The sequence below is a fragment of the Desulfoferrobacter suflitae genome (genome assembly GCF_022603395.1).
Classification (GTDB): Bacteria; Desulfobacterota; Syntrophobacteria; order Syntrophobacterales; family Syntrophobacteraceae; genus Desulfoferrobacter; species Desulfoferrobacter suflitae.
Genome location: NZ_JAIBKA010000010.1, coordinates 26,305 through 49,271, shown reverse-complemented (window position 1 = coordinate 49,271; position 22,967 = coordinate 26,305). Strand labels below are relative to the sequence as shown.

The 22,967-nt window shown below is 55.2% G+C and carries 24 protein-coding genes; 18 read left to right on the top strand and 6 right to left on the bottom strand.

What is annotated here, in order from left to right; all coding sequences use genetic code 11:
- The first annotated feature begins 239 nt into the window (after window positions 1-239).
- The 17 genes from K1V27_RS16855 to K1V27_RS16775 all read left to right on the top strand — a co-directional run bounded on the left by K1V27_RS16855 (window position 240) and on the right by K1V27_RS16775 (window position 17,158).
- The gene (locus K1V27_RS16855) at window positions 240-713 is read left to right on the top strand and encodes a peroxiredoxin family protein (protein ID WP_258931354.1); all 474 of its coding nucleotides are present in this window, start codon (window positions 240-242) and stop codon (window positions 711-713) included.
- A 3-nt stretch (window positions 714-716) separates the two neighbouring features.
- On the top strand, window positions 717-1,325 hold the full coding sequence (locus K1V27_RS16850; RefSeq protein ID WP_258931217.1) for a peroxiredoxin: 609 nt from the start codon (window positions 717-719) through the stop codon (window positions 1,323-1,325).
- An 82-nt stretch (window positions 1,326-1,407) separates the two neighbouring features.
- Window positions 1,408-1,602, top strand: a complete 195-nt coding sequence (locus tag K1V27_RS16845) for a hypothetical protein (protein WP_258931216.1) — start codon at window positions 1,408-1,410, stop codon at window positions 1,600-1,602.
- Between the two features lie 106 nt (window positions 1,603-1,708).
- Window positions 1,709-1,912 carry a hypothetical protein gene (locus K1V27_RS16840; protein ID WP_258931215.1) on the top strand — a complete coding sequence of 68 codons (204 nt, stop codon included), beginning with the start codon at window positions 1,709-1,711 and terminating at the stop codon, window positions 1,910-1,912.
- 194 nt (window positions 1,913-2,106) lie between these two features.
- Window positions 2,107-4,161 carry a thioredoxin domain-containing protein gene (locus K1V27_RS16835; RefSeq protein ID WP_258931214.1) on the top strand — a complete coding sequence of 685 codons (2,055 nt, stop codon included), beginning with the start codon at window positions 2,107-2,109 and terminating at the stop codon, window positions 4,159-4,161.
- 43 nt (window positions 4,162-4,204) lie between these two features.
- Entirely contained in the window at window positions 4,205-4,714 is a 510-nt protein-coding gene (locus K1V27_RS16830; protein ID WP_258931213.1) for a ferritin family protein, read from the top strand.
- A gap of 106 nt (window positions 4,715-4,820) precedes the next feature.
- On the top strand, window positions 4,821-5,018 hold the full coding sequence (locus K1V27_RS16825; protein WP_258931212.1) for a heavy-metal-associated domain-containing protein: 198 nt from the start codon (window positions 4,821-4,823) through the stop codon (window positions 5,016-5,018).
- The gene (locus tag K1V27_RS16820) at window positions 5,011-7,500 is read left to right on the top strand and encodes a heavy metal translocating P-type ATPase (protein WP_258931211.1); all 2,490 of its coding nucleotides are present in this window, start codon (window positions 5,011-5,013) and stop codon (window positions 7,498-7,500) included. The genes K1V27_RS16825 and K1V27_RS16820 overlap by 8 nt, the downstream gene beginning before the upstream one ends.
- A 255-nt stretch (window positions 7,501-7,755) precedes the next feature.
- Window positions 7,756-7,914: a rubredoxin gene (rd, locus tag K1V27_RS16815; protein WP_258931210.1), complete on the top strand. Its 159-nt coding sequence runs from the start codon at window positions 7,756-7,758 to the stop codon at window positions 7,912-7,914.
- A gap of 16 nt (window positions 7,915-7,930) precedes the next feature.
- Window positions 7,931-8,089 (top strand): rubredoxin, encoded by a 159-nt coding sequence (gene rd, locus K1V27_RS16810; protein ID WP_258931209.1) that lies wholly within the window; start codon window positions 7,931-7,933, stop codon window positions 8,087-8,089.
- Window positions 8,090-8,118: 29 nt separating this feature from the next.
- On the top strand, window positions 8,119-8,613 hold the full coding sequence (locus tag K1V27_RS16805; RefSeq protein WP_258931208.1) for a ferritin-like domain-containing protein: 495 nt from the start codon (window positions 8,119-8,121) through the stop codon (window positions 8,611-8,613).
- Window positions 8,614-8,756: 143 nt separating this feature from the next.
- On the top strand, window positions 8,757-8,954 hold the full coding sequence (locus K1V27_RS16800) for a ferredoxin (RefSeq protein ID WP_258931207.1): 198 nt from the start codon (window positions 8,757-8,759) through the stop codon (window positions 8,952-8,954).
- A gap of 122 nt (window positions 8,955-9,076) precedes the next feature.
- Window positions 9,077-9,658, top strand: a complete 582-nt coding sequence (locus tag K1V27_RS16795; RefSeq protein ID WP_258931206.1) for a DVU0298 family protein — start codon at window positions 9,077-9,079, stop codon at window positions 9,656-9,658.
- A 70-nt stretch (window positions 9,659-9,728) separates the two neighbouring features.
- Complete coding sequence (locus tag K1V27_RS16790; RefSeq protein WP_258931205.1) at window positions 9,729-10,640, top strand: TIGR01777 family oxidoreductase; 912 nt, start codon at window positions 9,729-9,731, stop codon at window positions 10,638-10,640.
- A gap of 545 nt (window positions 10,641-11,185) precedes the next feature.
- Window positions 11,186-12,775: an efflux transporter outer membrane subunit gene (locus K1V27_RS16785; RefSeq protein ID WP_258931204.1), complete on the top strand. Its 1,590-nt coding sequence runs from the start codon at window positions 11,186-11,188 to the stop codon at window positions 12,773-12,775.
- A 16-nt stretch (window positions 12,776-12,791) separates the two neighbouring features.
- Window positions 12,792-14,000 carry an efflux RND transporter periplasmic adaptor subunit gene (locus K1V27_RS16780; protein ID WP_258931203.1) on the top strand — a complete coding sequence of 403 codons (1,209 nt, stop codon included), beginning with the start codon at window positions 12,792-12,794 and terminating at the stop codon, window positions 13,998-14,000.
- 44 nt (window positions 14,001-14,044) lie between these two features.
- The gene (locus K1V27_RS16775) at window positions 14,045-17,158 is read left to right on the top strand and encodes an efflux RND transporter permease subunit (protein WP_258931202.1); all 3,114 of its coding nucleotides are present in this window, start codon (window positions 14,045-14,047) and stop codon (window positions 17,156-17,158) included.
- 14 nt (window positions 17,159-17,172) lie between these two features.
- Here K1V27_RS16775 and K1V27_RS16770 read toward each other — a convergent pair whose 3' ends face one another.
- From K1V27_RS16770 to K1V27_RS16745, 6 genes are all read right to left on the bottom strand, one after another.
- On the bottom strand, window positions 17,173-18,249 hold the full coding sequence (locus K1V27_RS16770; protein WP_258931201.1) for an Lrp/AsnC ligand binding domain-containing protein: 1,077 nt from the start codon (window positions 18,247-18,249) through the stop codon (window positions 17,173-17,175).
- On the bottom strand, window positions 18,230-18,892 hold the full coding sequence (locus K1V27_RS16765) for a metallophosphoesterase family protein (RefSeq protein WP_258931200.1): 663 nt from the start codon (window positions 18,890-18,892) through the stop codon (window positions 18,230-18,232). Before K1V27_RS16765 ends, K1V27_RS16770 begins: the two co-directional genes overlap by 20 nt.
- A 33-nt stretch (window positions 18,893-18,925) precedes the next feature.
- Entirely contained in the window at window positions 18,926-19,177 is a 252-nt protein-coding gene (locus K1V27_RS16760; protein WP_258931199.1) for a cytoplasmic protein, read from the bottom strand.
- Between the two features lie 76 nt (window positions 19,178-19,253).
- Window positions 19,254-20,582: an inositol-3-phosphate synthase gene (locus tag K1V27_RS16755; RefSeq protein WP_435051675.1), complete on the bottom strand. Its 1,329-nt coding sequence runs from the start codon at window positions 20,580-20,582 to the stop codon at window positions 19,254-19,256.
- Between the two features lie 200 nt (window positions 20,583-20,782).
- Complete coding sequence (locus K1V27_RS16750; RefSeq protein WP_258931197.1) at window positions 20,783-21,367, bottom strand: methylated-DNA--[protein]-cysteine S-methyltransferase; 585 nt, start codon at window positions 21,365-21,367, stop codon at window positions 20,783-20,785.
- Entirely contained in the window at window positions 21,315-21,968 is a 654-nt protein-coding gene (locus K1V27_RS16745) for an MBL fold metallo-hydrolase (protein ID WP_258931196.1), read from the bottom strand. Before K1V27_RS16745 ends, K1V27_RS16750 begins: the two co-directional genes overlap by 53 nt.
- A gap of 91 nt (window positions 21,969-22,059) precedes the next feature.
- Between K1V27_RS16745 and K1V27_RS16740 the strand changes: the two genes are divergently transcribed.
- Window positions 22,060-22,902 carry a 50S ribosomal protein L11 methyltransferase gene (locus K1V27_RS16740; RefSeq protein WP_258931195.1) on the top strand — a complete coding sequence of 281 codons (843 nt, stop codon included), beginning with the start codon at window positions 22,060-22,062 and terminating at the stop codon, window positions 22,900-22,902.
- Window positions 22,903-22,967: the final 65 nt, after the last annotated feature.

Here is a 22,967-nt window from a genome sequence, read left to right as displayed (position 1 = left end):
CGTCTGCCGGCCGATCTGGCGAGCCAAACCACGCATTCCGCCGAAATTGTCTCGGAAGCGGAAATGAAGAGAAACGTCGCGCACACTCCGGCACTTGCAGATTTTCGAGGAGGGTCTCGGGCAAGGCGATATGGCTCCTTCTGATGGTGCTGGCGTTGGCTGTCGACAGTCCCCGCCTCCGGGTACCGGAAAGTTTTGCGGCGACCGAAGCACCCTCTGTAGGCGGGGTTTTGCCGGAAATGAGCCTGCCTTCTCCGGAGAGCCCTGCGGCAAGTAACTACCTTGGGCTGGCCGGCAAAAGCTCTTTCACGCTGCCGGAGATCCGGGCCGAAGTCGTAATAGTTGAAATTTTCAGTATGTATTGCCCCTATTGCCAGGCGGAAGCTCCCAACGTAGAGAGGCTCTTTCAAATCATTCAAGCCAACAAAAGTCTCAAGGATAAAGTCAAATTGATCGGCATCGGGGTGGGCAATACGCCCTATGAAGTCGGGGTATTCGAGGATCGGTATGAAGTGCCTTTCCCGTTGTTTGCCGATCCCGACTTTTCTATTCACAAAATCTTGGGAGAGGTAAGAACGCCTTATTTCATTGCCGTTAAGATCAACCAGGACGGATCCCATCAGGTGATTTACTCCCAGCTCGGCAGCTTTGGGGATCCTCAGGATTTTCTCGACCTCCTGCTGGAGCGGGCGAAAATAAAAAAGGGAGCATGAACCATGTCAAGCATGAGATTCCATTGGAGCAAATCATTGGTGCTCACCATTTTCTTTGTCGCCTGCGCGGGCGCCGTCTATGGATCCGGACCTCAGGATGGAGGCCAAATATACGCTGTGGGCCAACTCAAGCCGGTGGACAGTCAGACTCACTTGAGGGTCGGGGACCAGGCTCCCGACTTCATCCTGCCTTCCATTGGAGGGGAAAAAGTGTCGCTGAGCGGGTACCTGGGCGAGAAGCATATTGTACTGTCTTTTGTGCCTGCCGCCTGGACCCCGGTCTGTTCCGGACAATGGCCGGGGTACAACATTGCCAGGGACATTTTCGAGAAGCATGAGGCGATTCTGCTCGGAATAAGTGTCGACAATCTCCCGACCCTGTATGCCTGGACGCAGGAGATGGGAGGGGTATGGTTTCCGGTCTTGTCCGATTTCTGGCCCCATGGAAAGGTGGCCAAAGAATACGGAGTGCTACGCTCCGACGGCACTGCGGAGCGGGCGATTTTTGTGATAGATAAGCAGGGCGCAATTCGTTATATTGATGTCCATGACATAAACCAAAGGCCCCAGCTCGAGGTGCTGGTCAGAGAGCTCGAAAAGCTTCGGCAGTGATCAATTGCTTTTTTTGTATGACCGCATACTGGGTGATCGGGATGACAATGGTTGACGTGATCGTTAACTTTAGGAGGAAATGATGGCTAAGAGAAAAAGGCATAAAGTTCGAGGGGAGTGCCCCCAATGTGCATGCGGTGATGTGACATTTATTCCGCCGGAGACCATGAAGGATAAGTACATTGGCCCCGAAGAGGAAATTGAGATCCGCTGTCCGAGCTGCGGGACCAGGCACAGGGGAAAATTGATTGTGGAAGAAGAGGAAGTAGACGAATAAATTGCAATTTCAAAATACGGAGATTGCGGATGTGCGGCTGGATGGATCGACCATCCCTTGGTGGTTCAAAGTTAACCGGTCTGACGGACTATAAGGAGGGAGATAGATGACGACACCTCAACACTGCCCCGGATGGGAAAGTTTCAAGAACCTGAGTTCTTTTGTGTGCAAGTGCCCGGAATGCGGCAAGGAAAAGGAGATCTTCTCAGACGAGTTCGACAAGAAGCACGTTTGCCCCGGATGCCAGAAGGAAATCGACTTCACCAAGTGCAGTTTTGAAGCGGGTGGCTCGGCGGCCGGTCCTCGCTGACAGTCTGTGCGGATCCCCGGGTTTGCAGCGTCTTGCAGCAACACTGTGGCAGCGGAAATCGTAGCGCTGCCAGTGTAAATTTCCATTCTTCTTCTTCGAACGCCCTCATTTTCATGGAGGAAAAGGCACTCATATTTTCCTCCATGTCCCCTCATCAACTCGAAAACAATTATATTTCGACCGGAGCTGAATTCATGTCCAATCGATTGAGTCAGGAAAAAAGCCCTTATCTGCTGCAGCATGCCGACAATCCGGTAAACTGGTTTCCCTGGAAAGGCGAAGCCTTCAAGAAGGCCCTGGACGAAGACAAACCGGTTTTCCTGTCCGTCGGTTATGCCACATGCCACTGGTGCCATGTGATGGAACATGAATCGTTCGAAGATGAAGAGGTGGCGCAAGTTCTGAATGAAAACTTCATATCCATCAAAGTGGATCGGGAAGAGCGCCCCGACATCGATCAGATTTATATGTCCGTCTGCCAGGCACTGACAGGGAGAGGAGGTTGGCCCCTGTCAATTTTCATGACTCCCGAGAGGAAGCCGTTTTATGCGGGCACCTATTTCCCCAGGAACAGTCGCATGGGGATGCCGGGGTTCGTAGATGTTCTGCGACAAATTGCCGGGCTGTGGAAGAGTAACCGGGAGCGGGCCCTGGATGCCGCTGAACAGATCACCGCGGCGATTCAACCAAAAAGTGCGGTCCAGGCAGGCCCAGCGGTTGATTTGGCCGTATTGGAGAAGGGCTACAGGCAGCTCAACGCTGCTTTCGACAGCCAATGGGGAGGATTTGGCTCGGCACCCAAGTTCCCAACGCCGCACCAGCTGACTTTCCTGCTGCGCTGGCATCGGCGAAAGCCTGATTCTCAGGCGCTGGCAATGGTTGAAAAGACCCTTGATGCCATGCGCTGTGGGGGAATATTTGATCACCTCGGATTTGGCTTTGCGCGCTATTCTGTGGATGAGCGGTGGTTCGCTCCCCATTTCGAGAAAATGCTCTACGATCAGGCCATGCTGGCCATGGCGTATCTGGAAGCGTACCAGGTGACTGGCAGGGAACGCTACGCGGGTGTGGCCAAAGAGATATTCGAATACGTTCTGAGGGATATGACGGACTCCGGGGGGGCTTTCTATTCCGCCGAAGATGCCGACAGTGAGGGGGTCGAAGGGCTTTTCTATCTGTGGACGCCGCGCCAGCTCAAGGATGTGCTCGGAGCAGAGAGAGGGGATCTATTGTGCCGCTATTACGATGTCACCGAGGCAGGAAACTTCGAGCACGGCCGCAGTATTTTGCATGTGCCCAAGCCGCCCCATGTTTTTGCGCAAGTGGTCGGAATGGATCGGGTGGCGCTCGAGAGGCTGCTCGAAGAGTGCAGACAGGAGCTCTTTCATGCACGAGAAAAGCGCATCCATCCGCTCAAAGACGATAAGATACTGACTTCCTGGAACGGTCTGATGATTGTTGCCCTGGCAAAGGGTTATCGGGCTGTTGGGGATGAAAGGTACCTGAAGGCGGCTGGCAATGCTGCAGAGTTTATCTTGCGGGAGCTCCGACTCGATTCCGGCCGGCTGTTTCGCCGCTTTCGCGAGGGAGAGGTGGCCAACCCCGGTTACATGGATGATTATGCCTTCATGGTGTGGGCGTTCATCGAGCTGTATGAATCGACGTTTGATGTTGGCTGTCTGGAGCGGGCGGTGCAGCTGAACCGGCAGGCCCTTGATCTGTTTTGGGATGAAAAAGAAGGTGGATTTTTCTATACCGCCCAGGACAGCGAAAGCCTCATCATCAGGGATAAGGAAATCTATGACGGGGCGGTTCCCTCGAGCAACTCGGTCGCGGCCCTCAATCTGCTGCGACTGGCCAGATTGACCGGAGATGCGGTGCTGGAAGATCGAGCGGATCGTTTGCTTCAGCGATTTTCCGCGATGATTGCAGACTATCCTTCGGCCTACACGCAATTTCTCAATGCCGTGGATTTTGTTCTGGGCCCTGCCCAGGAGGTGGTCATCGCAGGGGACCTGGAAAACCCCCGCACGCGAACCATGGTGGAACTGCTGCACAGGACATTTTCGCCCAACCGGGTGGTGCTGGTGAAAGATGGCGGTGAGCAGGGGGACCGGCTTGCTGCACTGTCTCATTATGTGGGTGCGATGAAATCGAAGGGGGGTGAGCCGCTTGCCTACATTTGTGAAAATTTTGCGTGTCAGGCTCCCTCTGCCGATATAGAAACACTAAAATTAAAAATTGGCTAAAACGGATAGCATTGACAGCACGCATCGAAAGGAGAAGAGCTTTATGGCAACAAAGGAGCAATTGATTAAGATTTTTGAGTACGCGCTCAACCAGGAGCAAACCGGCATGAGCTTCTTTGAGTATTCCCTGCAAAGAATGGGAGTAGGTGCTGCGGTGAGCGCCTTCAAGCGCCTGATCCAGGAGGAGGAAAAGCACATTGTATTCATCAATCGAATTTTGTCCGATTTAAAGCAGGGCCACGACTTGGAGCCTTCTCAACTGAAAGATGTCGTGCTGGAGCCGACCAACTATTTTGACGAGCGGGCCAAAAAGGAGTTTTTGCAGCAGTGTGTGGAAGGTTCCATGATTCCCGATGTGACCGTGTTCAACACCGCTTGGCTCATTGAGAAGGATTTGAGCGAGTTTTATGCAAAGATGGCCAAGCAAACTGACGGAAAGGCGAGAGAAGCCCTGTCAATGCTTTCATCCTGGGAAAAGGGACATGAAGCTTTTTTCCGTGAATATCGAGATAAACTCTCCGATGTCTATGCGCATATGCCGTGGGGAGGCTGATGCCGGATGACACGGTGGAGGAGATTTGTGCGGTAGCCGGTGAATGGTGCTCGGGGGCAGGAGAACCCGGTGATCTCTGCCTCAAACCTGAAGAAGGAGAAAATTTATGCGCACTGTAAAGATTCGGGGAATGTCCTGCGAACACTGCGCCAAGGCTGTGATCAAAGGGCTCAGTGAGATCGAGGGCATCTCCAATGTGACCGTTGACCTGGCCAGGGGCGAGGCCAGTTTCGAGGAGGCCGAACCTGTTGAGGAGAGTGTGCTGCGCGATCGAATCCAGAAGGCGGGTTACGAACTTGGCTAAAAAGGATTTTCATATCGAGGGCATAAGCTGTGCAGCCTGCGTCAGGCGGTTGGAAGGCGGCTTGAACGATGTGCCGGGGGTGCGCAGTGCGGTGGTGAACTTTGCCACCTCCAAGGCGACGGTCGAATATGACTCGGCGGTCGTCAGCGACGCGGACATCAAGCGGAGAATCAGGGACATCGGCTATGAGGCGGCGGATCTTCCCGTGGTTTCTCAGGCTCCTGCCGACAAAACCGAGATCATCATTGGGGGCATGACCTGCGCCGCCTGTGTTCGTCGAGTCGAGCAGGCTCTGAAGACCGTTCCGGGCGTCACAGATGCGCTCGTCAACCTGGCCACTTCCAGAGCTACTCTCTTGCATCCGGGGCAGAATGTTGATACCGCCCGGCTGAAGGAGGTTGTCGAAAAGTCGGGGTATGAATACCTTGGACTTTTTCGCGAGAGTTTCGGAGATCCTTCTGAGATTGCAAGCCAAAAGGAGGCAAAAGATCTAAAGGCCAGGCTGATTGTGGGAATTGGGCTGAGTCTTGTGATCATGGCGGGAACCATGCAGGAATGGTTCCCCCTGCTTGACGCTGTTCCCAGATCCATCATGCTTTTTATTCTGCTTGTCTTGACCACTCCCGCGGTCTTCTGGGTGGGGAGCCGTTTTTTTATCGGTGCCCTCAAGGCGGCCCGTCAGAAAACCGCAGACATGAACACCCTGGTCGCCATAGGGGCTCTTTCCGCCTACTGCTATTCGGCTGCGGTCACCCTGTGGCCCGGCTTCTTCGCCGCGGCTGCACCAGGCCAGGCAGCCCATGTTTATTTTGACGGGGCTGCGATGATTGTCACTCTGGTCCTGCTGGGACGTTTGCTCGAGCATAAAGCGCGCGGGAGGACCTCCGATGCCATCAAGAAGCTCGTCAGACTGGCGCCGAAAACGGCACGGGTGGTCCGAGGCGATCAGGAATTGGATATTCCTGTCGAACAAGTGGTGCACGGGGATGTCGTCGTTGTGCGACCGGGCGAAAAAATTCCCACGGACGGCGTGGTTGAGGCCGGGACGTCTTCGGTGGATGAATCCATGCTCACCGGCGAGAGCCTGCCCGTGTTCAAAGAGCGGGGTGATGAAGTGTTTGCCGGTGCCATCAACCAGAGTGGCAGTTTCACTTTCAAAGCCACCAAAGTGGGAGCGGAGACAGCCCTGGCGCAAATTATCCTGCTGGTGGAGGAGGCGCAGGGATCCAAAGCCCCAATTCAAAGATTCGCCGACAAAGTTGCGGCGATCTTTGTACCGGTAGTCATAGGCATCGCCATAATTACCTTTGCGGTTTGGTGGTTGGTCGTTCCTGATCCTCTTTTCAGCCGGGCGTTGCTCAATTTTGTGTCGGTTTTGATCATCGCCTGCCCCTGTTCCATGGGACTGGCTACTCCCACCGCCGTCATGGTGGGAACGGGTATCGGTGCAGAAAACGGCATCTTGATCAAAGGCGGTGAGAGCCTGGAAAGAGCGCATCAACTCCATACGGTGGTGTTCGACAAAACCGGCACCTTGACGCGCGGTAGCCCGCAAGTGACGCAGGTGCTGTTGGATTCGGGCGAGAATCGCACGAAGCTACTGCAGATGGCGGTTTCCGTGGAAGCCTTGTCGGAACATCCGCTGGCGCGGGCCATTGTTGAGAAGGGACGTGCCGAGGGTTTGACACCGTTCGAGGTGGAACAATTTGAAGCGCTCTCCGGGCTGGGAGCACGAGGCATGGTCAACGGGTCGCGGGTCCTTCTGGGCAATCAGCGTCTCATGCAGAACATGGGGGTGGACATTGGCGAACTCATCAGCAAAATGGACCAGTCCATAGCAGCAGGCGAAACCTGTGTCTATATGGTCGTGGACGACCGGCCGGTGGGTGCCATTGCCCTGGCGGACGGCCCCAAGCCGTCATCCCAGCCGGCCATTGCCAGGCTCAAGAAGATGAACCTCCAGGTGGCCATGATCACCGGCGACCGCAGGGAAACGGCACTGACCATTGCCGGGGAATTGGGCATCGGCAGTGTTATGGCGGAAGTGCTGCCGGGCGACAAGGCGGGAGAAATTCGCAGGCTGCAGCAGACGGGCAGAGTGGTTGCCATGGTGGGGGACGGAATCAACGATGCGCCGGCACTCGCCGCTGCCGACGTGGGCATCGCCATCGGGGCCGGCACGGATGTAGCTGTCGAGGCCAGTGATATCACTCTGATCAAAGACGACCTGCGGCTGGTTGCGTCGTCCATCAGACTCTCGGGGCTGACCATGAAGGTGATTAAGCAGAATCTTTTCTGGGCGTTCTTCTATAATTCCCTCGGGATCCCCATTGCGGCAGGAGTGCTGTACCCATTTTTCGGCATTCTGCTCAACCCCATGTTCGCCGCTGCTGCAATGGCTATGAGTTCCGTTTCCGTGGTCAGCAACGCCTTGCGTCTGAGGCGTCTGTGGGCCAGGGATAGCGGCAGGTGGGGAGAGTGAGGACGGGCTGTGCCGCACTCCAAGCAGCAAAAGTAGATTTTCCGACGAAGTTTGGATTGCATTGGATTGGAAAAGTATTAATTTAAGTTGCGGTTTTTAGTAAGATCGATGTGCATTTCCGGATGCATCCTTTCACTGAGTTCACTGTAAAACACCGTTTATTATGGCTGTTGGGTACCTTCTGAATAGATGGAAACGAGCGGAAACTGCCGAAGAGAGACCTTTATCAAGAATGCGCTTGCAAGGAGGATGTGAATGGACCGTTATGTGTGCACAATCTGTGGCTATGTGTATGACCCTGAAAAAGGTGATCCGGACAGCGGGGTTGCTCCGGGGACTGCCTTCGCCGATTTGCCCGATGACTGGGTATGTCCTGTATGCGGGGCGGGTAAGGATGATTTTGAAAAGGAATGATGAGGGGAGGATGTGAATGGACCGTTATGTGTGCACAATCTGTGGCTATGTGTATGATCCCGAAAAAGGTGATCCGGACAGCGGTATTGCTCCGGGGACTGCCTTCGCCGATTTGCCCGATGACTGGGTGTGCCCGGTGTGCGGGGCGGGCAAGAGTGATTTCGAGAAAGAATAGGCTTGCACTGATGAGCGGGAGTGGAATCCATGATTTTTAATTTTAATGCTGCCGAAGTTTTCCGCATCGCTGTTCAAATTGAGGAGAATGGCAAACGGTTTTACGAGCAGAGTTTGGGCTGCATCAATGATCCGGAGGTGAAGAAACTGTTTGAAGAGCTGGCTCGCGAAGAGGTTGAACACAGAAAAAAGTTCGAGTCGATTTTGGCTCAACTTCCCAAAGAGGCGGCTACCCCGACGGTTTTTGATCCCGAAAACAGGGCAGACGACTACATCAAGATGATGGCGGACCAGCACGTATTCGTTAAAGGCAGCAGTGTCGATGACGAGGTGTGCAAGCTGACGGACATGAAAGAGGCGCTGAAGCTTGCCATCGATTTCGAGAAGGACTCGGTAATTTTCTTTTTGAGCATGCAGGATGCAGCAGACGGAAAAGGCAAAGAGCTCATCAACCTGCTGGTGAAGGAAGAACAGGAACATCTGCGTCGGCTGTCCGCGGAGCTCCGCAGGGTGAGCCGCAAGTGATAAATTTTCATCGCTGCATGAGATTCGGCGGCAAGCGATGAGGCAATGGTAGCGGGGGCGGTTGTTGACCGCCCTTTGACGTTTTATGAACCGTTTGCCGGGAAACCCATCAGGGTTTCCCGGTGGAAAGTGCTTTGCCCCGTATGGCCAGGTTTCCCGTTCTTGATCTGAGCCGATGTGTTGATTGTGATGCGTGTGTGGAGGTCTGCCCCGAGGTCTTCCGGAAAAATGAAGCCGGCTATATCGAAGTGCTGGAAAGCGGCCCGCAATTCGAGCAGTGCATACAGGAGGCCATCAACTGCTGCCCCAGCGACTGCATTGGTTGGGAAGAAGCGGAATAATGGATGGGGAAGTGTTGAATCCATGAGCCGACATTCACGGGCAGGCTGCCGGTCGGATGGGAACGGGCACTCGATCCCTCCGCAGGATCAACTGAGGCCGGAACCGTCAACTGGAGTGGGAATTGCAATCGAGCGCTAAAAAAGAGAGCATCAGGAGGGTCATCGATCAGTTGCTGGCAGCTCCTGATTTTGAATCAAGACTCCCGGAACTCCTTGAGATACCGGCCCGTAAGGCCGTCAATCCCCTGTTTGCCCATTTGTGCGACCCGGATGAGCGGGTGAAAATGAGAGCGGTCAAGGCTCTTGGAGTGATTGTCGGCAACCTGGCCGAGCACGATGCGGAGTCCGCGCGGGTCATCATGCGACGCTTCATGTGGAATCTCAATGATGAATCCGGCTGCATCGGCTGGGGAGCCCCCGAGGCCCTGGGCGAAATCATGGCGGTCAGCGAAAAGTTGGCCCGGGAATATGCGCATGTGCTGGTTTCCTATGTTCGCGAAGACGGCAATTTTCTGGAGTATGAGCCTCTCCAGCAGGGTGTGCTCTCAGGCCTTGTGCGGCTGGCTGAGGCAAGGCCCGGTTTGTTGAAAAGTGCGGCACTTCATATCGAACCCTTCCTGCGGTCGAAAAACCCCGTCTTGCGAGGGTTGGCAGCGAGGATTCTTGGCTTGATAGGTGCAAAAGCGATGGGTCCAGAAAAGTAGCTTCCAAGATAATGTTTTTGGTGGATAGCCAGAATCATTTTCTTAAACATCATAGAACAAGGAGTGTTCCATGAAGATCTTCATGACGGGTGGAACGGGTTTCGTGGGCAGTCATCTGACGGAGAAGCTTGTTGGGTCGGGACATTCCGTCACTCTATTAACGCGCTCGGTGCGCGCCGGCAAAAGGCTGCCTGCGGGAGCCGAATTTCTCGAGGGTGACCCGGTAAAAGCGGGGCCGTGGCAGGAGAAGGTATTGGAGCACGATGCGGTGATCAATCTGGCGGGGGCTTCCATTTTCACCGTGTGGACGGCCAAGAATCGGCAGATGATTTTGGACAGCCGGGTTTTGACCACACGAAACATTGTGGATGCCCTTGCGGACGCTTCGGGGAGAAACATTGCCCTGATAAGCGGCTCAGCCGTCGGCTACTACGGAGGACGGAAGGATGACATGGTATTGAATGAGCAAAGCCCTCCCGGCAACGATTTTCTGACGGAGGTGAGCCTCAACTGGGAAGGCGAAGCGCACAGGGCCGAAAATTTTGGTGTTCGCGTGGTCATAACTCGATTCGGCATTGTGTTGGGCAAGGGGGGCGGCGCGTTCGAAAAAATGCTGCCGGCGTTTAAAAAATGCCTTGGCAGTAGTCTGGGCAGTGGAAAGCAATGGTTTTCCTGGATTCACCTGGAGGATCTGTGCAACATTATTGCTTTCCTGCTCGAAAGGAATATTGCCGGACCCTTCAATTGCACTGCTCCTCATCCGGTGACCAACAAGGAATTGACGCATACCCTGGCGGATGTTCTGGGCTGCCCCGTGTTTATGCCTCCGGTGCCGGGCTTTATGCTGAAAGCCCTGCTGGGTGAATTCGGAGATGTGGTTCTCAAAGGACAGCGGGTGGTTCCCAGGCGACTGTTGGATGAAGGGTTTCAATTCCAATTTGCGACTCTGCGGGAAGCACTGGAAGATCTCACGGTAAAATAGATTCTGCTGTCCAGGGAAGCAGGATTGATTCCTCCTTGAAACCGAGCGGTTCATCGCGGATTTTCCGAACCCCTCCCCCTCGAGCAATTGCGCTGATCCGTGATGGACCACAGCGGGCGGCCCTTGCCTAATTGCTTGAATCCCTCATCGATCCATGTTAACTAGCATCCCTCTGCTGAGTACGGGTGCACACAATAGAGCGGCCAAAATGCAGCGGACCTGCAGGGGTGTAGGTCGGGTTGGGCGCAGCGAAACCCAACGAAAATGTTAGCCGGCCCGGCTCATGTCGGATTTCGTCACGCGTTTCGTGTGACTCAACCAACCTGCGGGATTCGGCTGCTCAATTGTGTGCCGCTGTGCTTGGAAGCATCTAAAGAACATTTAAGCGATGCGGTATTCACTGAAATATCGTTTGCCGGCTCCCAATCTTCAGTTGGGGGGCCGGCATAATAAATATTTGGTGGTAAATCGGCATTTGCCAGTTTCCCGAAGGCTTGTCCGGGAGCTCCCTTTCCCTTGAGGGAGGGGGTTGCGTGAGGGTGTAAGTGATTGAAATCTCACTTTCTCACCTAACCTATCCGCCGCACGGGGAAGAGGAATTTTCCTTTTTCGGACAGGTTCTTAAAGACTGTAGAGATGCGACGGTGAAACAATCCTGCGTCGGGCCTTTTCTTCACCAGGCTTTCCTTTTATTTCTCGCCTTGTTTCTGACAAGCTGCACGACGGTCGGGCCGGACCACCTGCCACCCACTTCCGAAATGCCTGAGGCGTGGCGCTCGGTGTCCGATGTCTCTCTCGCTACCGACAGGCGAATGAATCCCGCCTGGTGGTCGGTGTTTGATGATCCTGTGCTCGACCGGCTGATCGAGAGGGCCTCAACCGGCAATCTGGATCTGAAAACCGCGGTCGCTCGGGTCAAAGAAGCACGAGCCGGCGTTGGAGTAGTGACGGGGGTCTATTTCCCTCAGATTGACGCGCAAGCGGAACTGGCCGCACAGCGTGGGAGTGAGAACGCCCTGGCGGGAATCGGCCTGGAAGGCAATCGCTATGCACTGGGACTCGATTCCATCTGGGAGATCGATCTGTTCGGCCGCATCACTCGCTCGGTGGAGGCCGCTGCAGCGGTATACCAGGCTACTCGCGAAGATCGTCGCGATGTGCAGGTGAGCCTCTACGCTGAAGTAGCGCGCAATTACCTCACGGTGAGAACCCTGCAGGCGAGGCTGGCGGCTACACTGGGCAATATCAAATCGCAAAGACAGATTTTGGATCTGACCAGGACCCGGTTTAGATACGGGTTGGCAACGGACCTCGATGTGGCTCAGGCAGAGGATGTTCTGGCCAACTCGGAAGCGCAGGTGCCGCCGTTGCGCTCGGCACTGAGTCAGACGATCAACACGGTTGCCCTGCTTCTGGGGCAGGCGCCGGGGGCTGTTCACGCAGAGTTGAGCGAAGCAAAACCCATCCCGCTCCCGCCCCTCGAGGTGGCGGTGGGTGTCCCGGCGGATTTGCTGCGACAGCGACCGGATATCCGCAGGGCGGAACGGGAAGTGGCCGCTCAGACAGCGCGCATAGGGATCGCCACAGCCGACCTCTATCCAACCTTGACCCTGCTGGGAACCGTCGGTCTGGAAGCGGAAAACGTCGGTGATTTGTTTTCCGGTGGCAGCCATTTCTACACCCTTGGCCCGTCGTTGCGCTGGAACGTGTTTGCCGGCGGCAGCATTCGCAGCCGGATTCAGGTGGAAGATGCCAAAGCGGAGCAGGCTCTGCTGCAATACGAGCAGACGGTGCTGCGCGCCCTCAATGAAGTGGAAAATGCCATGACCGCCTACCTGGAAGAACGAAGGCGGCTGGAAGCTTTGAAACGCTCGGTATCCGCCGCTCGACGCACACTCAAGCTGGCCGTCCAGCTGTACAAGGATGGACTGAGAGATTTCCAGAATGTGCTGGATGCTGAGCGCAACGTGTTCGATGTGGAAAATCAGCTTGCCATGGCGCAGGGCAACCTTGCCATAAACCTGGTGCAGATCTATAGGGCACTGGGAGGCGGCTGGGAAGCGGAAGTAAGCCAAACCGGGGAAGGAATCGGCAGGCATTTGCGGGAACATCCGCAACCAGCCCATTCATCCTGACATGGGAGGACATTTCGTGTGGTCTACCGTGTGCCGAAGAGTTTCTAGAAATCAAATCTGGATCATCGTTCTGGTGGCCTTTGCCTGGTTGCCGGCCGGATGTGACAGGAAGAATGAATATGCTCCCCCTCCCCCTCCACAGGTGACCGTCAGCAATCCAATTCAAAGAAACGTAACGGAGTATGCGGACTTCAATGGTCTGACGGAAGCCGTAAATTTTGTAGAAGTGCGGGCGCGCGTCGAAGGGTATCTGGAGAGCATGAATTTCATCGAGGGCAGCCGGGTGAAACAGGGGGATCTGCTTTTCGTCATTGACCCGAAGCCATACCAGGCCAAACTGGATGAAGCCAAGGCAGAGCTTGCGCGGCGCCGGGCGGAGTTGAAGCAGGCTGAGGCAACTTTGAGGAGAAAAGAGCTTGCCTATAAGGCCAATGCAGTCAGTGAAGTGGAGGTCATCCAGTCCAGAGCCGATCGGGATGTGGCCAAAGCAGCCATTCAGGCTGCTCTGGCAGCCATCGAGACGGCTCAGCTGAATTTATCTTACACGAGAGTGCATGCGCCCATAAGCGGGCGAGTGGGCCGGCAATTGGTGGACGAAGGCAATCTGGTGGGGGCAAGCGAGCGTACCTTGCTGACCACCATCGTGCAGGATAATCCCATTTACGTCTACTTCAACTTGAACGAGCGCGACCTGCTTGACTACCAGGAGCTTGCCTCGCGAGACAATTCTCTCACCAATCACAAAGGCAAAAACCCCGTGTATCTGGGATTGTCGACTCAGCAGGGGTACCCGTTTGAGGGTCGCATCGATTTTGTGGACAACAGGCTCGATCCTTCTACCGGTACCATTCAAGTGCGCGGCGTGTTCGAGAATTCTGATCACCAACTGTGGCCGGGGCTCTTTGCCCGTGTTCGGGTGCCTGTGGGCATTTATGAGAATGCCCTGCTGGTTCCTGACCTGGCGGTAGGAACGGATCAGCGCGGTGATTTTGTGTTGGTGGTCAATGCCGCCGACAAAGTGGAATACCGTTCCGTGAAGCGGGGTCCTGTAGAACGGGGAATGCGCGTTATTGAAACGGGAGTGACGCTCGATGATCGGATTATTGTGGAGGGATTGCAGCGGGCCCGGCCGGGCATGACCGTCGCTCCGGTGCCGCCCGCCGCCGGGGAAAGCGCTGCCACTCCAGTTACTGATCCGGCAAGTGGCGGCGATGCCTCCCACTGACCCCCATGATCGCAATTCTCTCAGCACGAGTCATGGAATAGCATATGTTCAGCCGATTTTTTATTGATCGTCCTATCTTTGCCAGTGTGGTTTCGATTGTCATTGTCATTGCCGGACTGGTCACCTTCAGGACACTTCCCATCGCCCAGTATCCGGACATACTGCCCCCGACCGTGGTGGTATCCGCCGCTTATCCCGGCTCCAATGCGACCGTTTTGGCGCAGACTGTAGCGCAGCCCATCGAAGAGCAGGTCAATGGTGTGGAAGGCATGCTGTACATGTCGAGCACCTGCTCCAACAATGGGCAGTACCAGCTGACAATAACCTTCGCTACCGGCACGGACCTGGATATGGCCGCGGTGCGCACGCAAAACCGGGTGGCAGTGGCGGAGCCGATGCTGCCCGAGGAGGTGAGGCGACTGGGCATTACTGTGCAGAAGCAATCGTCCAACATCGTGCTGTTCGTGACTCTGACTTCCCCCGGCAACACCTTGGATGAGCTTTACCTGAGCAACTATGCGACGCTGCGCATAAGGGACGAGCTTGCCCGGCTGGATGGCGTTGGCGAGGTGCTGGTGTTTGGCGCCGGAAACTACAGCATGCGCATCTGGCTCGACCCGGATAAGCTTAAGGCCCGCGCGCTGACGACCAACGATGTGGTCGCGGCAATCCGAGAACAAAATATTCAGGTGGCGGCCGGTCAAATCGGCCAGCCACCTGTTCCCTCGGATCAAAGCTTCCAGTACACCATCAATACGCTGGGACGTCTGAGCGACGTCCGACAATTTGAACAGATTATCATAAAAACCGGCGAGGGCACACGCATCACCCGCGTGGCAGACGTCGCTCGTGTCGAGCTCGGCTCCGTGACCTACGATGTCAGCAGCCGCTACAACGACCAACCGTCGGCGGCGCTGGCCGTGTTTCAGCTGCCGGGAGCCAACGCTTTGGACGTTTCCAGGCGCATTGCCGATAAGATGGAGGAGCTCAGCAGGGGGTTTCCTGAGGATCTGGCCTACAGTATTCCCTTTGACACCACCAAGTTTGTCAATTCCGCCATAAAAGAAGTTTTGCTGACACTGATCATCGCGTCTCTGCTGGTCTTCATCACGATTCTTGTTTTTCTCGAGGACTGGCGTGCTTCGCTCGTCCCGGGCATCACTATTCCCGTATCCCTGATCGGTACCTTTGCCGTCATGGGACTGCTGGGATTCTCTCTCAATATGATTTCCCTGTTTGGAATTGTCCTGGCTATCGGGGTGGTGGTCGATGACGCCATAGTCGTTGTGGAAAATGCGGTGCGCAATATCGATGAAACGGGGTTGAACGCCCGCGATGCCACCATAAAAGCGATGCAGGAAGTCACCGGGCCGGTCATCGCGACTACGCTGGTGCTTCTGGCGGTCTTCCTGCCGACCGCTTTCCTGGGAGGTATTACCGGTCGGCTTTACCGCCAGTTTGCGCTGACCATATCCACAGCCACCGTTTTCAGTTCCATCAACGCGCTCACCATGAGTCCTGCGCTGTGCGCCCTTCTACTGCGACCCACGTCACAGCGGCGCAACTGGTTCTTTCGCGCGTTCAATTGGGCCTATGACCTGGGGCAGGCCTTTTATGTGCGGGTAGTCGGGGTAATGGTGCGGCGCGCGGTGTTGATGCTTCTGCCGTTTATTGCCTTGCTGGCCGCCGCCTATTGGGGCTTCATCACGCTGCCGACCGGTTTTCTGCCCCTCGAGGATCAGGGCTATGCCATGCTCAGTGTGCAGTTGCCCGATGCCGCCTCCAAACCGCGAACCGATGCCGTCGTGCAAAAGATAAACAAGAGGCTGGAAAGCCTGGAGGGTGTAGACGGGTTCGTCTCGGTTTCCGGTTATTCTCTGTTGGACGGCGCCAACGCTTCCAACGCTGCTGCATACTGGATCATCTTGAAGCCGTGGGATGAGAGGGAAACGCCTCAACTGAGCCTGGAGGGCATTGTGGGGCGTTTGTGGCAGGAGGCTGCTGCCATCCGGGAGGCCAACATATTCGCCTTTCCTCCCCCGGCCATCATCGGCCTGGGTGAAGCGGGCGGGTTTCAGATGCAACTGCAGGACCGCGGCGGAGTGGGGCTGCAGGCGCTGCAGCAGTTGGCTGAGGAGATGGTCCAGGCGGCCAACAGTCAGACCGGATTGGTAAACGTCTATTCAACATTTAGAGCGAACGTTCCCCAGCTCTATGCCGATGTGAACCGGACCCAGGTGAAAACTTTGGACATCCCGCTTTCCTCTGTATTCGACACTCTTCAGGCTTATCTGGGATCGTTATACGTCAACGATTTCAATAAATTCGACCGGGTCTATCGGGTCAATGTTCAGGCCGATGCTTCCTTCCGCAGACGCATCGAGGATATACGCCAACTGGAAGTGAGAAACAATCGCGGTGAGATGGTGCCGCTGGGCACGATGGTCCAAGTAGAGAAGACCCTGGGTCCGCAAATCATCAATCGATACAACCTGTACCCGTCTGCTGCTATCAGTGGATCGGCGGCGCCCGGGTACAGTTCGGGAGAAGCGCTCAACATCATGGAAGAGATGGCGGAAGCCAAGCTGCCTCCGGCCATGGGTTTTGAGTGGACCGGAATGTCCTATCAGGAAAAGCTGACCAGCGGGCAGGCTATGCCGATCTTTATTCTCGCCGTTGTGTTCGTATACCTGGTGCTGTGCGCTCAGTATGAGAGCTGGTCCCTCTCTTTTTCCGTCATTCTGGTGGTTCCGCTGGCGCTGTTTGGCACCGTGGTCGCGCTGTTGGTGCGCGGCATGGACGTGAACATGTATACCCAAATTGGAATTGTGCTGCTCATTGGCCTGGCGTGCAAGACCGCCATCTTAATTGTGGAATTTGCCAAGCTGCAGCGAGAGGCGGGGGAGGGTATCGAGGAGGCTGCCCTGAAAGCTGCGCGACTGAGGTTTCGCCCGATTCTTATGACGGGCTTCACCTTCATCCTGGGCGTCTTTCCCCTGGTCATTGCCGCGGGGGCCGGGGCCGCCAGCCGCAAGGCCCTCGGTACGGCCGTGCTGGGTGGCATGTTTGCCGCTATGGCGCTGATGGTGGTGTTTGTGCCGGTTTTTTATGTCGTCATTCAACGACTCAGTGAATGGCTCCGGCCGCGCCCCCAGTGATCCAGGGAAAGGCGCTAATCCTTGATGCGGGAAAACCCCGGGATCAAGGTTTTGGTGCTGATGATTCCCGGCAGTTGACGCACCTTATCCTGCACGAAGTTGGCGATTATTTCGGCATCCGAGCTGAGCAGATGGCGGGTCAGCTTGACCTTGATGAGCAGGTCAACGTCACCGTGTACGCTGTGAATCTCGCTGACTTCGTCCAACTCAAACAGCTTGTCAACGATCCTTGATTCTCGCTTGGGTTGAATGTTTATCAGGACGAAGGCCGTTACCCTCCGATGCATATCCGGATAGTCGCGTTCCCGAGCTTTGTCCATTTGCCTGCGAAACTCCTCCATGGTTGGGGGGATGAGCTGGTTGATGCCGATGCCGTAATGGCGGCTTTCGCCCAACTCCCAAAGGTGCACAGACACGAAAGTGTAAAGGTCTGCGATGGTGCGCCCGGGGAAATGCTCGAGCAGATTTCCCCGCTTGACGATGTCACACAGCGGGCGATAGATGCAGCGATACCAGTCCAGCGCCGCCTCCTCAAAGGCGACAGACTTCCCCTCACGGTTCTCCAGATAGGCCTGGTGAGAGGTTATCTGCTTGAGCAAACGGTCGTACTGACCCGGTTCCGTGAGGGTGATTTCACCGGGGAGCCTGGTTCGATCGTAAAACTCTGATCGCTGCCGGTAGAGGACATCTTCCAGGCTGTTGCCGGAGGGAATCAGTTCCACCACGTGGGCAAGTATTTCATCGTGGCCCAGTTCTTTGGCGGCGGCGATGCGATGATTGCCGTCTTCCACGTAGTACTCGTCTTTGATCTGACAGAGCTTTACGGGAGGCATGTGCCGGCCTTGTCTCATGGCCTCCCTGATGGACTGCAGCCGTTCCGCTGGGAGGTGATCCTTGGGCTTGAAGCGGCTGTCGAAGTCCCGATAACGTCCGACACTACCGACAATTCTGGCGAGCGGCACCGTCCGAAGGCCCCGCACCCGGCTTTCAAAGGCGTCCGCTGCCCGCTGAGTTTCACTGAAGCTCTTGGACTCGGCCGGGCATGAACCGCCTCGGCAAAACTTGACCAGTCTATCTATGATGTGCCGCATCGTCGATTACAAAAATATGATGCCCGTAAGTGTTGATCACGGTGGTTGCGTCTACTTGAGATATCCGCTCCGCTGCTGCAGCGAAGTTCTTGTGAATGTGACCATGAATAAAATATTGAGGCTTGTACTTGTTAATGAGCCAACGAAAGCTTTCAAATCCTTGGTGGCACAGGTCTTCCTCGTCATGAATACCGCGTGGTGGAGCATGGGTTATCACCACATCGACGCCCCCCCGCCACCAGATGGTGGTGCGCATACGGCGGATCAGGCGCCGCATTTCGTTTTCGGTGTACTGATACGGACCCCCATTGTACCACATGGAACCTTCTAAACCGAGAAAGTTCAGTCTCCTGAACGTGACCAGGCGCCGATGCAGATTCAGACAGCCGTGCGGTTGCCTGGCGGCATAGCGGATATCGTGATTTCCAAGCACATAAAAGAGCGGGGCTTTTAGGGTATCGGTCAGGGAAGCAAGATACTCGGGGGGAAGATCTCCACATGAGAGTATGAGAGAAATATCGTCAAACCGTTTGTCTTTCAGAGCAGGCAAAAGGCTCGGTTCAGCTACATCGGAAACGGACAGGATCTTGATCACGTAAACGAAGCCTTGCTCTTCAGTCGTCCAGCCAGCGCCGCGAGCCATGACCAGCCGCGGTGTGAGAGCCGCGTTGACCGGTCATGAGCGATCTTTGAGGAAGTAGCGATGATATTCGTCCTCACTCATGTGCTTGCGCATGAGGCCGCTGATGTGATCAAACAGCTGCGTGATTTCCCGGTCGCTCAGGCGCGGCACCAGGATTTTCATGAAGTCATCGTCAGAAAACTTTTGCAGGTACACCATCAGGGACTTTTCATCGACTTCCCTGGAAAAGCCAAAGGCGATCATTTGATCATAGTCTTCAACGAAGTCATGCTGATGTTTTTTCATGGGGGCCTTTATCATGTGACAGACAGGTGCAGGTCGGGTTGAGTCGCGCGGCACGCGTGGCTCAACCCGACGCCCATCATGCCGAGCCGGCGTTATTCATATAATAGTCGAGTCCGAAGTGGGTGATCTGTTCTTCGCCCATGAGATAACGCAGGGTATTTTTGAGCTTCATCAGCTGGATGAAGAGATCGTGCTCCGGATACAGCCCTTCCTTGTGCAGAGGGCTTTTGAAGTAGAATGAGAGCCATTCCTGAATGCCGTCCATGCCGACTCTTTGCGCAAGATCGGTCAGCAGCACCAGGTCCAGGATGAGCGGGGCCGCCAGGATACTGTCCCGGCACTGAAAATCGACCTTGATTTGCATGGGGTAACCCAGCCAGCCGAAGATATCGATGCAATCCCATCCTTCCTTGTTGTCTCCACGAGGGGGATAATAATTGATGGTCACCTTATGGTAGTAGTTCTTGTAGAGAGTCGGATAGAGCTGCGGTTGCAGTATATATTCCAATACTGACAGTTTGCTCTCTTCCTTGGTTTTGAACGAATCCTTATCATCCAGCACCAATCCGTCCCGATTGCCGAGAATGTTGGTCGAGTACCAGCCCTCGAGCCCCAGCATGCGGGCCTTGAGCCCCGGAGCGAGAATGGTTTTCATGAGGGTCTGGCCGGTTTTGAAATCCTTGCCGGCGATAGGCACTTTGTTCCGGTTTGCCAGTTCCAGCATGGCGGGCGTATCCACCGTGAGGTTGGGGGCGCCGTTAATGAAGGGGATGCCGCTTTCCAGAGCGGCAAGCGCGTACAGCATGCTGGGTGGAATACGCGAGTCGTTTTGTTCAAGGGCTTCGTAAAATTTTTCCGGAGCCGTATGAATGTCTTCGGACTTGAGATAGACTTCCGTGCTGCCGCACCAGATCATAATGCAGTTTTGCAGCCCGTTTGCCTCCTTGAATTTAACAATATCTTCCTTCAACGCGTCCACATGCTGACGCAGGTTTTGGCCCGGCTTGACATAGGTGCCGTCCAGGTTGCGCACGAAACGCCGGTCGAACACAGCCCGCATCGGTTTGATGCCGGCCAGAAACCCTTTAATGGATTCGAGATGTTCCCGGCTCAGCACCTTGGCATACAACGCGGCTTCGTAAGCATTGGCTTCATATAGATCCCAGCCGCCGAAAACCAGGTCGTCAACGGAATGCAGCGGAACAAAATCTTTAATGAAAGGGGTTCGATATTCGAATCGTTTTCCCAAGCGAATGGTTCCCACCTGGGTCAATGAGCCGATGGGTTCAGCCAGGCCTTTTCGAACCAGCTCCACGCCGGCGATGAATGTCGTGCTGACTGCGCCTCCAATACCTGGGATGAGCACTCCTAATTTCCCACCGGGTTTTTCTATCTGATCTTTCAGCTTCAAGTTGTTCAGTTTCAAGGTCGATCCTCCACTCAACTGGATAAGATATCGTTATCTAAGGCAAACGAGTGAGTCTGTACCATATTCTTGCGGTATGCTTATGTCAAGGGAATAGGAATCGGGGTCCCGCAGGAAGCTCGCTCATACGGCGTGAACGCTTGATCATGGCGGCTTGGGGCAAAAGACTTGCCGGGGTACTATGGGTTGAATTCAGCGTTTTCCAACTTCAGTAGCATTTTCTTGATATCCAGCCCACCGCTGTAGCCTCCTAATTGGCCGCCGCTCGTTATGACTCGATGGCATGGGATGATCAAGGGGATAGGGTTGGTCGCGCAGGCTCCCCCGACGGCCCGCGCCGCATTGGGTTTGCCGATGCTGCGCGCAATATCGAGATACGCTCGTGTTTCTCCGAAGGGGATATGGCAGAGCGCCTGCCATACCGCTTGTTGAAAAGGCGTTCCTGCGCTGATGTCAAGCGGTGTTTCCGGCAAGGGGATGTGTTCGGAGAAATATTGGAGAATGGCGCTTTTGGTGGCGTTGAGCAATGCACGGTGTGCTCCTGCATCAACATCAAACGATGCGAACAGCATTTGCATACGTTCCAGCATCGATTCGAGTGAAGGGATCGCGTTACCACAGAAGTCGATCCGGCAGATACCTCGCGAACTCGCACAGAGGGCTATTCGACCGATGGGGGTCGAGAAACTGACGTAGTTTAAAAGGGCTCTCTCACTCATCATCCAACAGAAAATCCGTGATGTATGGGTTCGTTTCCATTTCATGCCGGAGCGTCGACTTGGGACGGTCCCCGTAGTCATGGCCCGGCCAGACAATTGTTTGCGGGGGCAGGGGAAGAATTTTTGTCTTGAGGGATGCAAGCAGTTGCTGGAAAGAAGCACCGGGCAGATCGGTGCGGCCTACGGCACTGACAAACAGGGTGTCGCCCGTGAACAGGTTGCCGTCGATCAAGATGCAGCACGCGCCGGGCGTGTGGCCGGGGGTATGGATGAACTTTGCCGTGATGCCGCCGAACTGAATCTCGTCGCCGTCCTGAATGCGGACATCCGCCGGCGTCACCGCACAGAACCCCATCATTTCGGCCCACTGCCGACTCTCCGGTTGTTGGAAAAAATCATCGTCCAGCTGGTGCATGACCACTTTGGCTCCGGTTGCATCGCGCAAAATATCATTGCCGCACGTGTGGTCGGCATGCCCGTGAGTGTTCAGAATGTAGCGCAGGGTAACGCCCTTTGCGCGCAAAAGTCGTAACAACCGGGTTTCATCTCCGGCGGGATCGATCAGAACCCCGTCACCGCTTGTCTCGTCGTAGACAAGGTAACAAAAGACTTCCATGTGTCCGACCGGTGTCTGGATGATTTGCATGATTCCCCCCGTGACATCAGCACCCGGCAAAAGTTGTTTTCATTGATGTGCACAATGGACTATCCTGAGAAAAAAGTCAAAGGTCAGGACGATGAAAATCAATCTTCCCGAACAACTTTATGTGTACGAATGCTCGGGGCCGGCAAGCCCCGAAACCGAGCCCCAAGCAGAGGGGTATCTCGGCATCTGGCCGGAAGTCCCTTATTATTATGTATTTTTTGAGCGACCGGCGGATTCTCCGGTGCGCCGTTGGCTCCTGGAGAACGGCAATGGATGGTGTCTGAGGAATACTTACCAGCTTGACTATGCTCAATGGCAGCAGGTATCCGGGCGGGATCATGAAGTCGGTCCGTTTGTGATTCAGGTTGGCGATCATACCGACACCGCCGGCGGCATGAGAGGGAAGCTGTCCATTCTAATCAATCCCGGAGTGGTTTTTGGAACGGGTTTGCACCCCACAACCAGGGGTTGTCTCTTGGCCGTTGCACGCCTGTTTGAACAAAGTTGCATCCAGACGGTGGTGGACTTCGGTACCGGAACCGGTATTCTGGCTCTGGCCTGCGCCAAACTGGGCGCCTCCAGAATCATTGCTGTGGATTGCAATCCCCTGGCCATACGAGTTGCATTGTCCAATGCGGTTGCCAATGGCCGGCGGTCGCGGATTGAGCTGCTGGTGGCAAGGGATCCATCGATTTTGAAAGAGCCTTCCGACCTGCTGCTGCTGAATCTCGAATGGCCCTGCCTCAGGCAGCTGCTTCGGGAAAGTGAATGGGCCAAATATCGGCAGGTGGTGCTGAGCGGTTTCTTGAAATCCCAGCTGCCTCAATTGATGCCGTTAATCGGCGATGTTTGCGAAATCAACCTGGTAATGGAACAGGAGGACTGGATGACCCTGGTCGTTGCGCCGAAGCGGCCGGCGTCCGATGTGGGATGACACTCGAACATCCAATAACTCAACCGCCCCTCCACTGGATGCAGCAATTCTCTTTTGGTACCTCG

Coding starts and splice junctions, on each gene's coding strand:
- K1V27_RS16855 (WP_258931354.1), top strand. CDS start 240: ATGAGCCTGCCTTCTCCGGAGAGCCCTGCGGCAAGTAACTACCTTGGG.
- K1V27_RS16850 (WP_258931217.1), top strand. CDS start 717: ATGTCAAGCATGAGATTCCATTGGAGCAAATCATTGGTGCTCACCATT.
- K1V27_RS16845 (WP_258931216.1), top strand. CDS start 1,408: ATGGCTAAGAGAAAAAGGCATAAAGTTCGAGGGGAGTGCCCCCAATGT.
- K1V27_RS16840 (WP_258931215.1), top strand. CDS start 1,709: ATGACGACACCTCAACACTGCCCCGGATGGGAAAGTTTCAAGAACCTG.
- K1V27_RS16835 (WP_258931214.1), top strand. CDS start 2,107: ATGTCCAATCGATTGAGTCAGGAAAAAAGCCCTTATCTGCTGCAGCAT.
- K1V27_RS16830 (WP_258931213.1), top strand. CDS start 4,205: ATGGCAACAAAGGAGCAATTGATTAAGATTTTTGAGTACGCGCTCAAC.
- K1V27_RS16825 (WP_258931212.1), top strand. CDS start 4,821: ATGCGCACTGTAAAGATTCGGGGAATGTCCTGCGAACACTGCGCCAAG.
- rd (WP_258931210.1), top strand. CDS start 7,756: ATGGACCGTTATGTGTGCACAATCTGTGGCTATGTGTATGACCCTGAA.
- rd (WP_258931209.1), top strand. CDS start 7,931: ATGGACCGTTATGTGTGCACAATCTGTGGCTATGTGTATGATCCCGAA.
- K1V27_RS16805 (WP_258931208.1), top strand. CDS start 8,119: ATGATTTTTAATTTTAATGCTGCCGAAGTTTTCCGCATCGCTGTTCAA.
- K1V27_RS16800 (WP_258931207.1), top strand. CDS start 8,757: ATGGCCAGGTTTCCCGTTCTTGATCTGAGCCGATGTGTTGATTGTGAT.
- K1V27_RS16790 (WP_258931205.1), top strand. CDS start 9,729: ATGAAGATCTTCATGACGGGTGGAACGGGTTTCGTGGGCAGTCATCTG.
- K1V27_RS16775 (WP_258931202.1), top strand. CDS start 14,045: ATGTTCAGCCGATTTTTTATTGATCGTCCTATCTTTGCCAGTGTGGTT.
- K1V27_RS16770 (WP_258931201.1), bottom strand. CDS start 18,249: ATGCGGCACATCATAGATAGACTGGTCAAGTTTTGCCGAGGCGGTTCA.
- K1V27_RS16765 (WP_258931200.1), bottom strand. CDS start 18,892: ATGGCTCGCGGCGCTGGCTGGACGACTGAAGAGCAAGGCTTCGTTTAC.
- K1V27_RS16760 (WP_258931199.1), bottom strand. CDS start 19,177: ATGAAAAAACATCAGCATGACTTCGTTGAAGACTATGATCAAATGATC.
- K1V27_RS16750 (WP_258931197.1), bottom strand. CDS start 21,367: ATGAAATGGAAACGAACCCATACATCACGGATTTTCTGTTGGATGATG.
- K1V27_RS16745 (WP_258931196.1), bottom strand. CDS start 21,968: ATGCAAATCATCCAGACACCGGTCGGACACATGGAAGTCTTTTGTTAC.
- K1V27_RS16740 (WP_258931195.1), top strand. CDS start 22,060: ATGAAAATCAATCTTCCCGAACAACTTTATGTGTACGAATGCTCGGGG.